Genomic DNA, 14,200 nt, shown 5'->3' with positions numbered 1-14,200 from the left:
CGCCATCGGCGTGCCACAGTGCCAGCCCCCCCAACCCCGCCTGCCTCGACCCCTGCAGGGATACCCAGCGCGCGGCGGCTCGCCGGGCCGGGGGAGGGAATCCGGCCAAGTGCCATGACCTGCCGTCATCCGCTCCTGGGGCGTGCGGGACCGGCGAGCAGCAGGTGCTCCATGGCCTCGTACCGCTCCCGCTCCCGCGCGGACGCGCTTCGGCCGGACAGGAGGGTGCCGAACAGGCCGCACAGGAAGCCCGCCGGTACCGAGACCAGGGCCGTCGTGGTGAAGGGGAACCAGTTGAAGTCGACGTCGGGAAAGGCTGATTGAGGTGTCCCGGAGACCAGGTTGGTGCCGGTGATCAGGACGAGCACGCTCACGCTGCCGCCGATCAGGGTGCACAGCAGCCCGGTGCGGGTGTAGCGCCGCCAGAAGAGGCTGTAGACGAGTGCGGGCGCGATGGCCGAGGCGCCCAGGCAGAAGGACAGGGTGGCCAGCGGCTGCAGGCTGCGGTGCTGGAGGAGCACGGCCGGCACGATCACCGGGAGGCCCACGGCCAGGGCGGCCAGCCGGGCCAGGGCCGTCTCGCGCTGCGGTGGGGTGGGCCGGCGGGTGGCGGCGACGTCGTGGGCCAGGGAGTTGGCGCAGGCCAGGGTCATGCTGGCCACGGAGGCCAGCAGCGTGAGAAAGATCGCCGTGGTGACCGCGGTGAACAACAGGCTCTCCGCGTGCGACAGCCGCATCCCGAACGCGGCCCGGGCGCCCAGCAGATAGGCGGTGTTGCCGCGCGGGTCGGCGGCGGCGACCCCCGTGCGCCCGATGAGGGCCGTGGCGCCGACGGCGACGACGGTGATGACGGCGATGAACAGGGTGACCGTCGACACCGCCCAGGACATCGCGCGCCGCACCTGCCGCGCGCTGCCGGCGGTGTACATCCGCATGGTGACGTGCGGCAGACAGGCTCCGCCCAGGACGATGGCGCACTGGGTGCTGACCATGTCCAGGCCGCGGTGCGGCCCGCTCGCGAACTGCAGCCCGTAGCGCAGGAAGCCGTCGCCGGCCCCGCTGCGGTGTGCCGCCGACCGGAACAGGGTGTGCGGACTCCAGCCGAAGGTGTGCAGCACGAGCGCGGCCACCACCAGCCCGGACCCGAGCAGCACCACCGTCTTGAGGATCTGGATCAGGGCGGTGCCCCGCATCCCGCCGATCGCCGCGTACGTGATCATCAGCGCTCCGGCCCCGACGACGCACCCGGTGCGCATCGCGCTGTCGTGGAAGCCGAGGATGAACGCCAGCAGCTGTCCCACGCCCGCCAGTTGGACGACCATCATCGGCACGAGCGCGGCCAGCGTCACCGCGCACGCCGTGATGCGCACCGCGCGCCCGGGCAGGCGCCTGCCCAGCGCGTCGCCCATGGTGAACCGGCCCGTGTGGTGCAGGGGTTCGGCCAGCAGGACCATCAGGAGCAGCAGCGACAGCAGGGTGCTCAGGGCCAGCACGACACCGTCGTAGCCGCACAGCGCGATGACCCCGCCGATGGTGAGCACGGTCGCGGCGGAGATGTAGTCGCCGGCGATGGCCAGGCCGTTGCGCAGCGGCGACAGGGAGCGGTAGCCGGTGTAGAACTCGTCGAGGTCGTCGCGGTCGGGGCCGGTGAGCACGCACAGCAGCAGCGTGAGGGCGACGACCGTGGAGAACGCCACCAGCGACCAGGACTGCGCGGTGCCGGTGAAGTCGGTCACGGCCGCGGCTCCCCGTCGGCGGTGCCGTGGGCGTGCCGGCGCACCTGCCGGGCCAGCGGGTCGACGTACCGGCGCGCGGTGACCTCGTACACCAGCACCGCCAGCCAGGTGACCGGGAGTTGGACCAGGGCGAGCAGGAGTCCGGTGGGCAGCCCGCCGGGCGCGGGGCGGGTCATCACGGACGGGCGGGCGACGGTCAGGGTGAGGAAGGCGGCGAAGTAGCCGAGGGCGACGAACGTGGCCACGCGGCGCAGTCGGCGCGCGGCCCGGCGCAGCAGCCGCAGGTCCCGGTGCGGGCCGGTCCACGAGCGGGCGCGCACGGGCAGCCGTCGGGGCTCGCGGGGAGCGGGGAGGTGGGCGGCGGGTGAGGCGAAGGCGTGCCGGGCGGACCGGTGCCGCGCCGGGTGTAACTCGGAGCTGTCGGTGGACATCCCAGGATCTCCTGGTGGGTCGGGGCCCAAGAGGTGCGGACCGCGGGGGACGTGGGGGAGCGGTTCGGGATACCGCACGCTATGCGGGCGACGGAGCGCTTGCAGCGACTTCCGCCGAACTCCCTGGTGAGGGCCCATCCGGGCGCTGACCTCGGATGTTGCGGGTGTGACAGGTGGGGCGTAGGCCCACCTGAGTGCCCGGCCGGACGAGGGCGCGTCGAACTGGTTCGCGTGATCGGTGCGCGGCCCGCGGCAGGCGGACTCGCCTGTTCCGCACCGCAATCGCCTGAATTCGTCGCCGTACGCCTCTGGCCGACAGGCTCTACTCACCGGTATACAAGGCCAGTTGAACGCGCGACGACCGTGCGCGGCCGCACCCCGCCCTGACGGCTCGGACCAGGAGGTCTCCATGAAGCGTGACACGCAGCCGGCCGTATCGGCGTCAAGACGCCGACGGGCCACGGCAGTTGCGGCGGCCGTCGGCAGCTGTGCCCTCGTCCTGGCCGCCGGGACCCCGGCCACCGCGCACGGCGCGCCCGGCGGACACAAGCAGGCGGAGTACGTGGCGCTCGGCGACTCCTACACCTCCGGTCCCGTGATCCCCACCCAGGTCGACGCCAACTGCGCCCGCTCCGACCACAATTACCCCTCTCTGGTCGGCGCCCAGCGACGGGGCACGGTCCTCGACGACGTCAGCTGCGCCGGCGCCACGACCGAGGAGATGTGGAAGCCCCAGGGCACCAACGGACCCCAACTCGACGCGGTGGGGCGCGGAACCGACCTGGTGACCGTCCAGATCGGCGGCAACGACGTCGGCTTCAGCTCCATCATCGCCACCTGCGTCCAGCTCTCCGCCCAGGACCTGGCGGGCAACCCCTGTCAACGCCACTACACCGCCTCCGGCACCGACCAACTGGCCCTCGCCGTGCTGCAGACCGCGCCGAAGGTCGCCCGGGTGCTCAGGGCCGTGCACCACAGGGCGCCGCACGCGCGTGTCGTGGTCGTCGGCTACCCCGACCTGCTGCCGGACGACGGCAGCGGCTGCTACCCCTCGGTGCCCTTCGCCGCCAAGGACTTCCCCTATCTGCGCGACACCGAGAAGCGGCTCAACCTGATGCTCCGTCTCACGGCCGCGTTCAACCACGCGGAGTACGTCGACACCTACGCGCCCACCCGGGGCCACGACATGTGCAAGGCGCCCGCCGACCGCTGGATCGAGCCCCTGCAGCCGGCCTCCCCGGCCGCCCCGGCCCATCCCAACGCCAAGGGCGAGGCGGCGATGGCGGGGGCGGTGCTCGAACGGCTGGACAGGGGGTACGGCCGCTGAGGCACCGGGCCGTCGGCGTGAGCCGGTGAGTCGGGGGCATTCGGACCCCACACGGTACGAGAACCCCGACCCACCGACCGGACGGACATCACGCCGGCGATCCTCTCCGCGGTCCTGTTCTTCATCGCGTTCCTCGTCGACGCGGCCGACATCTCCACCAACCACACCTTCACCTCGACCAACCTCATGCTCCTCGGGCTGACGGCGCCGGCCCTGCACGTGGCGGGCATCGGCAGCGGGTGGTCCTGGCGCAGACGCTGACGGCGGGTCGTTGCTCCGCCGGGCGGAGCACGCCGTTTCTTCGCCGGGCGGAGCAGGCCGTTGCTTCGCCGGGCGGAGCAGGCCGTTGCTTCGTCGGGCGGAGCACGCCGTTGCTTCGTTGGGCGGAGCCTGACGTGCGAGCCGGTGCGACTGCGGGTCAGATGGCTCATGTGCAACCAAACACCAGCAGGCGCGCCCGCTCGCGCATACGCCCGACCGCCGCCACGGCCGGTCTCCTCCTGGCCCTGTCCGCCCTGCCGATCGCGTCCGCGTCGGCCGAGTCCATACCCATACCCGTGCGCGGCAGCGCCTACATGGGCATGGGTGTCCTCGCCCACGACGGCGCCGACACCCGCGCGGCCGCCCCGCTGATCCGCACCGCCCAGACCGAGGGCGTCGACGTCTCCAGCTACCAGGGCAACGCCTCCTGGTCCACCCTGTGGAGCAGCGGCGTCGGATGGGCCTACGTCAAGGCCACCGAGGGCACCTCCTACCGCAACCCGTACTTCGCCCAGCAGTACGGCGGCTCCCACGACGTCGGCATGGTGCGCGGCGCGTACCACTTCGCCACCCCCGACACCAGCAGCGGCACCGCCCAGGCCGACTACTTCGTCGACCACGGCGGCGACTGGTCCGGCGACGGGAAGACGCTGCCCGGCGCCCTCGACATCGAGTGGAACCCCTACGGCGACTCCTGCTACGGCAAGTCCAAGAGCGGCATGGTGTCGTGGATCCGGGACTTCGTGAACCGCTACAAGGCCCGCACCGGACGCGCCGCCGTCATCTACACCGCCACCAGCTGGTGGAGCACCTGCACGGGCGACTCGGCGGCCTTCGGATCCTCCAACCCCCTGTGGGTGGCCCGCTACGCCTCCTCGGTGGGTGCGCTCCCGGCCGGCTGGTCCTCGTACACGATGTGGCAGTACACCTCCTCCGGGCCCACGGTCGGCGACCACGACCGGTTCAACGGCGGCAAGGACGCGCTGCGCGACTTCGCGGCCGACTGACCGTTCACGACGGCGCGTTGTGGCGGGGCTGGGCCGCCTCCTGGCCGACGCCGGCCGTGGTGGGACGTTCGGGCTCCGCGTGATGGGCACCGCGCAGGGCGGAGGCCAGCGCCGAGATCAGGGCCATGCCCGCCGCCACGCCGAACACGATGGTCAGACCGTGGTGGAACGGCCCCGACACCAGCCGCGGGAAGAAGGTGTGGCCCGTCAGGGCGGCACGCTGGCTCGCGGTGACCTGGTCGAGGACGCCGCCCGAACCGAGCAGATGCTCGATGGGGTTGTTGCCGAGGAACGTCGCGAACAGCGTGCTGACCGGCGGCAGCGAGGCGGCGTGCTCGGCCGCGCCGGCCGGCACGCCGTGCGCCTGAAGACCGCTGCTGAGCGTGCCGGGCAGCGAGGAGGCGAGGCCGGAGACCATCAGGGAGAAGAACACCCCGATGGACAGGGCGGTCCCGGAGTTCTGGAACGTGGACCGCATGCCCGAGGCCACCCCGCGGTGCTCCGGCGGCACACTGCCCATGATCGAGGACGTGTTGGGCGAGGAGAACATGCCCTGGCCCAGCCCGTTGGGCAGCAACAGCGCCGCGAACAGGCCGTATTCGAAGTCGACCGGCACCGCGAGCAGACCGAGGAACGAGCACGCGACCAGACACAGACCGGCGGTGGAGAACAGCCGTGCGCCGAACCGGTCGGAGAGATAGCCGGATATGGGTCCCGCGAGCAGGAAGCCCAGGGTGAGCGGGAGCATGAAGATGCCGGCCCACAGCGGGGTGTCGGCGTAGTCGTAGCCGTGCAGCGGCAGCCAGATGCCCTGCAGCCAGATGATGAGCATGAACTGTAGCCCGCCGCGCGCGATCGCCGTCAGCAGCGCGGCCAGGTTCCCCGCCGTGAAGGCGCGCACCTTGAACAGGGCCAGCTGGAACATGGGTTCGGCGACCCGGGTCTCGATGAGGCAGAACGCCAGCAGCAGGCTCACGCCGCCGATGAGGCCGGCGAGGACCCAGGGATTCGCCCAGCCCGTGGCGCTGTCGCCGTAGGGCTGGATGCCGTAGGTGATCCCGGCCAGCAGGATCCCGGCGCCGGCCGCGAAGGTGAGATTGCCCAGCCAGTCGATGCGGCCGCGCCGGCCCGACGCGGTCTCCCGCAGGCTCAGATACGACCAGACGGTCCCGGTGACGCTGACCGGGACGCTCACCCAGAACACCGCCCGCCAGTCGACGGCGGCGAGCAGACCGCCCGCGAGCAGGCCGAGGAACTGGCCGGCGAGCGCGGTGATCTGGTTGATGCCCAGCGCCATGCCGCGCTGCCGGGCGGGGAAGGCGTCGGTGAGGATGGCGGCCGAGTTCGCGGTCAGCATGGAGCCGCCGAAGGCCTGCACGATCCGCCACAGGATCAGCCACAGCGCCCCCGCGCCGGCCCGGAACGGGTCCAGCGAGAGCGCCACGGAGGCACACGCGAAGATGAGGAAGCCGAGGTTGTAGATCCTGACCCGGCCGAACATGTCACCCAGCCGGCCGAGTACGACGACCAGTACGGCCGAGACCAGCAGATAGCCCAGGATCATCCACAGCAGATAGCCGATGTTGCCCGGCGCCAGCGGGTCGAGGCCGATCCCGCGGAAGATCGCGGGCAGCGAGATGATCACGATGGAGGCGTCCATCGTGGCGATCAGCACGCCGAGCGTGGTGTTCGACAGCGCGACCCACTTGTACCCGGGCCCGACCGGGGTGTCCTTGCGCCGCGCGATCACAGCCGCTCCGCCAGTCGGTCGAGAAGCGGCAGGGCCGCGGCGAGCGCGGCGCGCTCCTCGGCGCTGAAGCCCTCCAGGACGGCGCCCAGCCGGTCCACCGACTCCGACCGCCGCTCGGCCAGCATGGCCCGCCCCTCCTCGGTCACGGCCACGATGCTGCGCCTGCCGTCGGTGGCGTCGGGGGTACGGCGCACCAGGCCGCGTTGTTCGAGCAGTGCGAGCGTGCTGGCCATCGCCTGGGGCCGGACGCGCTCCATCTCGGCGAGCGAGGTCGGCGAGTCGGGGCCGTCGGCGGCGAGCCGGGCCAGCACCGACACACCGGACAGCGACACGTCGCCCACGGCGTGGGCCTGCCGCAGCCGCCGGGTCACCCGTCCCACCGCCAGCCGCAGGTCGGAGGCGAGCCGGACGCTGTCCCGCGCCTCGCGCCCGCCCTCGGGGGCTGTCTCCGTCCGCGTCGTCATGTAGTAACGCTAGGCTTATCAGTCTGGACTGTTCAATCAATTGTTAGTAAATGCCGGCCGTGCATGCTGGACGCGTGGAACCGACGACACGCACACACCCCGCCGGGCTCTTCGTCGGTCTGTGCACCCTCGACGTCATCCAGTTGGTGGATCGCGTCCCCGGCGCCGACGAGAAGCTCACCTCACGCGACCAGACCGTCGCCGCGGGCGGCCCGGCGGCGAACGCGGCCGTGACCTTCACCCACCTGGGCGGCCGGGCGCGGCTGCTCACGGCGATCGGCTCCCACCCCCTGGGCCGGGCCGTCACGGCGGACCTGCGACAGCTGGGCGTGACGGTGACCGACCTGGCGGCGGAGTCGAGCGAGCCGCCCGCCGTCTCCTCCGTCCTGGTCACCGCCGCCACCGGCGAGCGGGCGGTGGCCTCGACCAACGCCACCCGTCACCGCCTGGCCCCGCCCGGCGACCTCGACGCCCTGGTGGCGGCCAGTGACATCGTCGAGCTCGACGGCCACCACGGGGACCTCGCCCTGGCCGCGGCACGCGCCGCACGCTCCGCCGGCCGCCCGACCCTCCTCGACGGCGGCAGCTGGAAGGACGGCACCCAGGAGCTGCTGCCGCTGATCGACGTCGCCGTCTGCTCGGCCGACTTCCACCCGCCCGGCACCCGCACGCCGGCCGGCACACTGCGGTACCTACGGGACCACGGGGTCACCTGGTCGGCCGTCAGCGGGGGAGCGGGGCCCGTCGAATGGGCGGGGCCCGAGGCCTCCGGCACGGTGGAGGTGCCCGCCGTGCCGGTCGCGGACACACTGGGCGCGGGTGACGTCCTGCATGGCGCCCTCGCCCATCTCCTCGCGGGCTCGGGAGACTTGACGTCACAGACCTTCGCGGGCGCCCTGCGTGACGCGGCCGCGGTGGCCTCGCGGGCTTGCGCATCCTTCGGCACCCGCGCCTGGATGCGCGGAGCGTGACACCGAGTCGGCCGGAACGTGTTTGCCGTCGCATCGAGCGGCAACGCGGATTCCATGAGCCCATCGAACAACGACACGAATCGAGATTCCGGATCCGTGCGCAGCACGGCCGCCAAGGCCCGCCGGACCACGGCGAAGGCGACCGCCCCGGCCTCCAGGACCGCGGACAAGACCGCCGAGAAGACCGCTGACCTGGCGTCGACCGCCGCGGAGACGACCGAGCGTGCGGCAGGGACGACCGCCGCGGTCGCCCACGCCGCGACCGAGCGCGTCGAAGCCGGCCGCCAGGCCGTCATCGCCGCCTCCGGTCAGGCCGCCGCCGTCGCCAGGACGGCCTGGACGGCGATCGCCCACCGCAAGGCCCTCGCGGCGGGCGTGGGAGCGGGCCTGACGGCGCTCGGCGCCACGACGTACGCGGCGGGCCGCCGCGCCGGCCGTCGCTCCCTCGGCCCGATCACTCGTCTGACCGGCGGCCGTATCTGACGCGCGACGAGCGACCGGGCACGGAGCGGTCAGTTCGCGACCTGATCCGTGCCCGGCCTTTCCCGCAGTCTCTCAGCAGGCCCCCTCGTCCTGCCAGACACCCCAGTCGGAGGCGGTGGGCACCTCGTTCTGCGTCCACCACCTGGCCTTCCAGTTGTGCTGCTCGTACGACACCTCGTCCCCGGCGGTGTACACCGCGCTCGAACTCCAGGCGGTCTTGCACCCGGTGGGCGGCGGAGGGGGCGTGGGTGTCGTGGACGGCGGTGTGGTGCCCGCGAACCTCACCGAGTACTTCGCGAAGTCCCAGGAGTTCTGCGCCACGCTGGAGCAGGTGCCGGACGTACGGCCGCCGTTGTCGACCGGGCTGCACTGGCGGTCCCGGTTGAGCGACCAGAAGGTGAAGCGGTCCATGTTGTGGGCCGTGGCGTAGTCCAGCACGGTCTGGAAGTCGGCCTGGGTGAAGATCTCCCCGGAGTCGCTGCGCCCGTTCATGCCGGAGAAGCCCTCGTGGGCGTAGGCCGTCGCCTGGTCCCAGCCGAAGGTGGACTGCAGGATGGCGTTGAAGTTGGTGAGCGCGCTGGTCTGCGACGCCGCCCCGTTGAAGCCGCCGTCGAAGGGCATGATGGAGAAGTTGTTCGGCGTGAACCCCTGCGACTTCGCCTCCAGCAGCATCTGCTTGCCGAACCAGCCCGTGCCGTCGGCGGTGCCGGCGGTGGTCACGGAGACGTACAGGCCCGGATTGTTCTGCTGGAGTATCTTCGCCGCGCCGATCTCGTTCCTGATCGCGGCGGTGTTCTCGTACTCCGGCTCCTCCAGGTCGAAGTCGATGGCGTGCAGCCCGTACTTGGTGATGACCTGCTGGTAGGCCGCCGCCGTGGCGGCCGCGTCCGCGCAGGTCTGACCGAGCTTGGTGCCGCCGTAGCCGCCGACGGAGATCGAGACGTCCCCGCCCTTGGCTCGGACGGTGTCGATGACGGACTGCACGGCGGTGTCCGAGGAGACGGGTGCCGTGCCGCCCCAAGTGGGGGAGCAGCCGCCGCCGTTGGGGGCGAGGACGAAGGCGAGCTGGAAGGCCTTGAGGCCGGTGGCGTCCATGATGGCGGCCGGGTCGGGCGGGTCGTTGTCGAGCGGCATGAGGTACGGGGCCGCCGCGTACCAGCGGTTGTCGAGCGCGGTGGTCGCGCCCGAGGCGTGGCCGGCGACCAGGGCCGTGGTTCCGGCGGCGGTCAGCAGGACGCCGGTGGCCGCGCCGAGACATGCGCGAAGGCGTTTCACGGTGTGCCTCCTGTGGAGTGGGGGTGCCCCAGCTTCGTGTCGTCCCGGGGGCCGCGTCCATACTTCGGTCTAGACCAAGGCGCGTTTTGGTCTAGACCATACCTTCACTTTACTGTCGGTGGTGTGTTGCGGGGGCCAACCGGTGTGGTCAGAGCGGCGGTTGAGGTGCGATAGGATGAACGCAGAGCGAGCGGCCGGGAACTCCCGCCTCTTGGTCGTGCGTTGGTGGTCCAAGGAAAGACGCCCCGCTTCCTGCGGGGAAATGCAGGTGCAAGGCCTGCCCGGCGCTCTTGAAGGCCCCGCTCCGGTAACTCCGGGGCGGGGCCCTTTCGTTGCGCCCGACGCCCCGTCATACGGACGCCGGCACGGGGCACTCGTACGCCCATGAAGGCGATGCCCTCAAGACCCGCGCTGTTGCTCACGGCCGTACTGTCCCTGCTCGCGGCCACGGCGGCGTGCGGCGACGGCGGACGCGAGGCGTCCCGGACCTCGGCCGCCGAGACCTCCCCGCGCCCGGCATCGGGTGACCACCTCGTCATCACCACCGACAACGGCCTGCGTCTGCGTCCGGCCGACGGACACCGCGTCACCGTCGACGACCACGTCCACACCGCCTGGTCCCACCACGACCGCACCTTGACCCTCGACCTGTCGTGCGCGGGCCCGTGCCCCCGCATGCCGTACGTCAAGATCCCCGACGGCATGAGCGTCACCGCCGGCGCCCGCAACGCCGGCATCGACGCGGTGGGGATCGCGGCCGCGCTGGACCTGAGCACCGTCAACGGCGACGTGACCGTCACCCGCGCCGGGGACGACACCGCCACACTGCGCCTGACCACCCGCAACGGCTCGGTCCGCGCGAGCGGACTCGCCGCGGGCCGGCTGCACGCGAGCACCGTCAACGGCGACGTGACCCTCGCCTGCACCACCGCCCCCTCGGGCATCTCCGCGACCACTGCCAACGGCTCCGTCGACGTCACCCTCCCGCACGACGCCCCCGCCTACGGCGTCACGGCCGGGACGCGGAACGGCCGCACCTCCGTCGACGTGCCCACCCACGACGCCCGCACAGGCCCCACCATGAAGCTGACCACCGTCAACGGCGATGTCGACGCCCACCAGGAGTGAACCCGCCCTCTTCGGTGCGCCTTCACGGGACACACCCGCGTCCCCGGGTACCCGGCGCTGACGTGACCGCGCCCCACCGGTCACCCGGTCCGTGAAGGAGGAGCAGTGCCGACGCAGGCGAACGACACCCCCGACCCGCGACGCTGGAAAGCGCTGTGGGTCACTCTGGTGGCCGGGTTCATGAGCCTGCTCGACGTCACGATCGTCGCCGTGGCGCTCCCCTCCATGCAGCGCGACCTGCACGCCTCCGCCCCCGCCATCCAGTGGGTCGTCTCCGGCTACGCGCTCGCCTTCGCCCTGGTCCTGGTCACCGCGGGCCGCGTCGGCGACGCGATCGGCAGGCGCCGCATCTACCTCCTGGCGCTGACCGCCTTCGTCGTGTGCAGCGCCGCCGCCGGCGCCGCCCCCTCGATCTCCCTGCTCGTCGCCGCCCGCCTGGCCCAGGGCGTCGCCGCGGGCTGCCTCGCCCCCCAGAACTCCGCGTTCATCCAGCAGATGTTCCGCGGAGCCGAACGCGGGCGCGCCTTCGGCCTGTTCGGGGCGACCGTCGGCATCTCCAGTGCCGTCGGCCCCGTCGTCGGCGGTCTCATCCTCACCCTGGCCGACGGCCCCCAGGGCTGGCGCTGGATCTTCTACGTCAACGTGCCCATCGGCCTGGCCGCCCTGCTGCTGGGCCTGCGCCTGCTCCCCAGTACCGCGCCGGGCCACCGGGAACGCCTCGACCTGGGCGGCGTCGTCCTCCTCGGCACCGCTGTCCTCGCCCTGATGCTGCCCCTCGTCCTGGCCGAGTCCGGCGGCGTACGACGCCTGTGGTGGCTCTTTCCCCTGGGCCTCGCCCTGTTCGGCGTCTTCGCCCAGTGGGAGCGGCGCGTCCTGGCCCGCGAGGGCCGGCCGCTGCTGGACCCCCGCCTCGTCACCACCGTCCGCGGATACGCCATCGGCGCGGGCATCGCCACCCTGTACTTCATCGGCTTCAGCGGCGTGTGGCTGGTGTTCGCCCTCTTCTTCCAGAACGGCCTGAACTACTCCCCCCTGCGCTCGGGACTCGCGGTGACCCCCTTCGCACTCGGTTCCGCCCTCGCCGCCGCGGTCGCGGGACGCCTGGTCGACCGGCTGGGCCGGCTGCTCACCGTCTGCGGTCTCGTCGGCGTCATCCTCGGCCTCGGCGGCACCGCCCTGGTCCTGCGCCTGGCCCCGGCCGACGTCGCGACCTGGCTCGCCCTCCCCGTCCTCTTCCTCGGCGGCCTGGGCAGCGGCTGCGTGATCTCCCCCAACGTGACCATGACCCTGCGGGACGTACCCGTCCGCATGGCCGGGGCCGCCGGCGGCGCCCTGCAGACCGGACAGCGCCTGGGCGGCGCCATCGGCACGGCGGCCCTGCCCGGCGTCTTCTACCTGGTCCTGGGCGCCGCCCACCACGACTACCGGACCGCCGTCGCCACCTCCGTGGGCCTGGGCGTCCTGCCCGTCATCACCGGACTGAGCCTCGCCGTCCACGACTGGCGCCGCCACCGCCGCGGGAAGCGAGAGCCCTGTCCCCCCGAGGTCTCGCACAGCCACCTGCACGCCGACCACGGCTGAATCACCGGCGCACGGCCACGCTCCCGTGTTTCGCCGATGTTACCGGTACAACCACCCGGAGAAGCGATGGTCAAGAGTTGTCCATGACCGCTTGTGGGCCGTCCGATATCGCAAGATCATTGGCCAAAACTCACCTGTCGGTACAAGCACACAGGAGCTCCCGGTGACTGCTGGCCCCACGACCTTCGAGCCGGCCCCGCCGCCGGCGGCCCAGACCGAACGGCAGAAGCTGCGCAAGCACTTTGGCCGGTTCGACATCCTCTTCTTCCTGCTGTGCACCATCGTCGGCGTCGACACCATCGGCAGCGTCGCCTCCAACGGCGCCGAGGCGTTCACCTGGCTCATCGTGCTGGCCGCCGTCTTCTTCATCCCCTCCGCCCTGCTCACCGCCGAACTCGGCGCCGCCTTCCCCGACGAGGGCGGCCCCTACATATGGACCAGCCGCGCCTTCGGACGCCTCGCCGGAGCCGTCAACAACTTCCTGTACTGGATCACCAACCCGGTGTGGCTCGGCGGCACCCTGTCCGTCTCCGCCGTGACGGCCTACACCACCTTCTTCAACGACGGAAAGGACCTGAGCACCCCGGCCTTCTACGTGTTCACCCTCCTGTTCGTCTGGGTGGGCGTGCTCGCCGCGATCCTCTCCTTCGACATCGGCAAGTGGATCCCCACCCTCGGCGCCTGGAGCCGCTTCCTGCTCCTCGGCCTGTTCACCCTCACCGTCGTGGTCTACGGCGTCAAGCACGGCCTGCACGGCTTCGGAGCGGGCGACTTCTCCCCGACGTACGCCGGCTTCGTCGCCCTGGTGCCGCTGCTGATGTTCAACTACGTCGGCTTCGAACTGCCCAACACCGCCGGCGAGGAGATGACCGACGCCCAGAAGGACGTCCCCTTCGCCATCTTCCGCAGTGCCGTCCTCTCCGTCCTGCTCTACGCCCTGCCGATCCTCGGCATCCTGCTCGTCCTGCCCGTGAAGGCCATCTCGGGCCTCGGCGGCTTCATCGACGCGATGCGGCAGGTCTTCACGGTCTACGGCGGCCACGTCTCCGCCGACGGCACCGCCACGCTCAGCGGCGCCGGCAGCGTCCTCGGCGACCTGGCCGCGATCATGTTCATCCTCACGGTGCTCTCCTCCGGCGTCACCTGGGTCATGGGCTCCGACCGCGCCCTGGCCGTCTCCGGCTACGACGGCGCGGCCCCCCGCTTCCTCGGCGTGATCTCCAGCCGCTTCGGCACCCCCGTGCGCGTCAACATCCTCAGCGGCCTGGTCTCCACCCTCGTCCTGGTCCTGGCCCACGAGCTGACCCACGGCAGCGCCGCCAAGCTCTTCGGCGCCGTCCTCGGCCTCGCCGTCTCCACCACGCTCGTCAGCTACCTGGGAATCTTCCCGGCCCTGCCGGTGCTGCGCCGCAAGGCCCCCGACGTCCCCCGCCCCTACAAGGCGCCGTACCCCCTCGCCATCAGCATCGTCCTGACCGCGCTGATCCTGTTCGCGACGCTGCAGCTGGTCGCTCCCGGCGCCGGCGACCACTGGTTCAGCTCCGCCTACGCCCCGGACGGCTGGAGCCACGGCGAGCGCGTCAAGTACCTCCTCACGGAGGCCATCCCCCTGGCCCTCTTCATCCTCTTCGGTGTCCTGTTCTGGGCCCTGGGCGCGCCGACCCGCGCCGCGGCGGCCGCCGACCGGAACCCCGACGACTTGAAGCCGGGCATCACGGGGTAGACGCTCACGGTCCGCACCGCGGACCGCCGGGATGCCGGAGACGCGGGCCGCGGCCACCATGGG

Annotated in this window: 12 protein-coding genes; 7 read left to right on the top strand and 5 right to left on the bottom strand. The window is 72.0% G+C overall.

Annotated elements, in window-relative coordinates; all coding sequences use genetic code 11:
- Positions 1-125: 125 nt before the first annotated feature.
- Positions 126-1,736 (bottom strand): sodium/solute symporter, encoded by a 1,611-nt coding sequence (locus MKW14_RS04800; RefSeq protein ID WP_240859123.1) that lies wholly within the window; start codon positions 1,734-1,736, stop codon positions 126-128.
- A complete protein-coding gene (locus MKW14_RS04795) occupies positions 1,733-2,056 on the bottom strand; it encodes a DUF485 domain-containing protein (protein ID WP_374116537.1) in 324 nt (107 codons plus the stop codon). Before MKW14_RS04795 ends, MKW14_RS04800 begins: the two co-directional genes overlap by 4 nt.
- A gap of 520 nt (positions 2,057-2,576) precedes the next feature.
- Between MKW14_RS04795 and MKW14_RS04790 the strand changes: the two genes are divergently transcribed.
- Positions 2,577-3,494 (top strand): SGNH/GDSL hydrolase family protein, encoded by a 918-nt coding sequence (locus MKW14_RS04790; protein ID WP_240859118.1) that lies wholly within the window; start codon positions 2,577-2,579, stop codon positions 3,492-3,494.
- A 422-nt stretch (positions 3,495-3,916) separates the two neighbouring features.
- The gene (locus MKW14_RS04785) at positions 3,917-4,762 is read left to right on the top strand and encodes a lysozyme (RefSeq protein ID WP_240859116.1); all 846 of its coding nucleotides are present in this window, start codon (positions 3,917-3,919) and stop codon (positions 4,760-4,762) included.
- Positions 4,763-4,766: 4 nt separating this feature from the next.
- On the opposite strand, the gene MKW14_RS04780 is transcribed toward MKW14_RS04785, so the two are convergent.
- Positions 4,767-6,512, bottom strand: coding sequence for an MFS transporter (locus MKW14_RS04780; RefSeq protein WP_308314579.1), 1,746 nt, complete (start codon positions 6,510-6,512; stop codon positions 4,767-4,769).
- Positions 6,509-6,976: a MarR family winged helix-turn-helix transcriptional regulator gene (locus MKW14_RS04775; RefSeq protein WP_240859115.1), complete on the bottom strand. Its 468-nt coding sequence runs from the start codon at positions 6,974-6,976 to the stop codon at positions 6,509-6,511. The genes MKW14_RS04780 and MKW14_RS04775 overlap by 4 nt, the downstream gene beginning before the upstream one ends.
- Positions 6,977-7,050: 74 nt before the next feature.
- Here MKW14_RS04775 and MKW14_RS04770 point away from each other — a divergent pair, with 74 nt between their 5' ends.
- Together MKW14_RS04770 and MKW14_RS04765 are read left to right on the top strand one after the other, a co-directional pair.
- On the top strand, positions 7,051-7,947 hold the full coding sequence (locus MKW14_RS04770; RefSeq protein ID WP_240859114.1) for a PfkB family carbohydrate kinase: 897 nt from the start codon (positions 7,051-7,053) through the stop codon (positions 7,945-7,947).
- 18 nt (positions 7,948-7,965) lie between these two features.
- Complete coding sequence (locus MKW14_RS04765) at positions 7,966-8,430, top strand: hypothetical protein (protein WP_240859113.1); 465 nt, start codon at positions 7,966-7,968, stop codon at positions 8,428-8,430.
- A 72-nt stretch (positions 8,431-8,502) separates the two neighbouring features.
- On the opposite strand, the gene MKW14_RS04760 is transcribed toward MKW14_RS04765, so the two are convergent.
- Positions 8,503-9,705: a carbohydrate-binding protein gene (locus MKW14_RS04760; RefSeq protein WP_240859111.1), complete on the bottom strand. Its 1,203-nt coding sequence runs from the start codon at positions 9,703-9,705 to the stop codon at positions 8,503-8,505.
- A 393-nt stretch (positions 9,706-10,098) separates the two neighbouring features.
- Between MKW14_RS04760 and MKW14_RS04755 the strand changes: the two genes are divergently transcribed.
- From MKW14_RS04755 to MKW14_RS04745, 3 genes are all read left to right on the top strand, one after another.
- A complete protein-coding gene (locus MKW14_RS04755; RefSeq protein WP_308314578.1) occupies positions 10,099-10,833 on the top strand; it encodes a DUF4097 family beta strand repeat-containing protein in 735 nt (244 codons plus the stop codon).
- Positions 10,834-10,938: 105 nt separating this feature from the next.
- Positions 10,939-12,414, top strand: a complete 1,476-nt coding sequence (locus MKW14_RS04750; protein WP_240859107.1) for an MFS transporter — start codon at positions 10,939-10,941, stop codon at positions 12,412-12,414.
- 163 nt (positions 12,415-12,577) lie between these two features.
- On the top strand, positions 12,578-14,137 hold the full coding sequence (locus MKW14_RS04745; protein ID WP_240859105.1) for an APC family permease: 1,560 nt from the start codon (positions 12,578-12,580) through the stop codon (positions 14,135-14,137).
- Positions 14,138-14,200 lie beyond the last annotated feature (63 nt).

The sequence above is a fragment of the Streptomyces gilvus genome, assembly GCF_022513565.1.
GTDB classification, from domain to species: domain Bacteria; phylum Actinomycetota; class Actinomycetes; order Streptomycetales; family Streptomycetaceae; genus Streptomyces; species Streptomyces gilvus.
This window is presented reverse-complemented; position numbering and strand designations above follow the sequence as displayed.

Excerpts from the sequence above, each read along its gene's own strand:
- MKW14_RS04790 (WP_240859118.1), top strand. The coding sequence starts at position 2,577 with ATGAAGCGTGACACGCAGCCGGCCGTATCGGCGTCAAGACGCCGACGG.
- MKW14_RS04785 (WP_240859116.1), top strand. The coding sequence starts at position 3,917 with ATGGCTCATGTGCAACCAAACACCAGCAGGCGCGCCCGCTCGCGCATA.
- MKW14_RS04775 (WP_240859115.1), bottom strand. The coding sequence starts at position 6,976 with ATGACGACGCGGACGGAGACAGCCCCCGAGGGCGGGCGCGAGGCGCGG.
- MKW14_RS04755 (WP_308314578.1), top strand. The coding sequence starts at position 10,099 with ATGCCCTCAAGACCCGCGCTGTTGCTCACGGCCGTACTGTCCCTGCTC.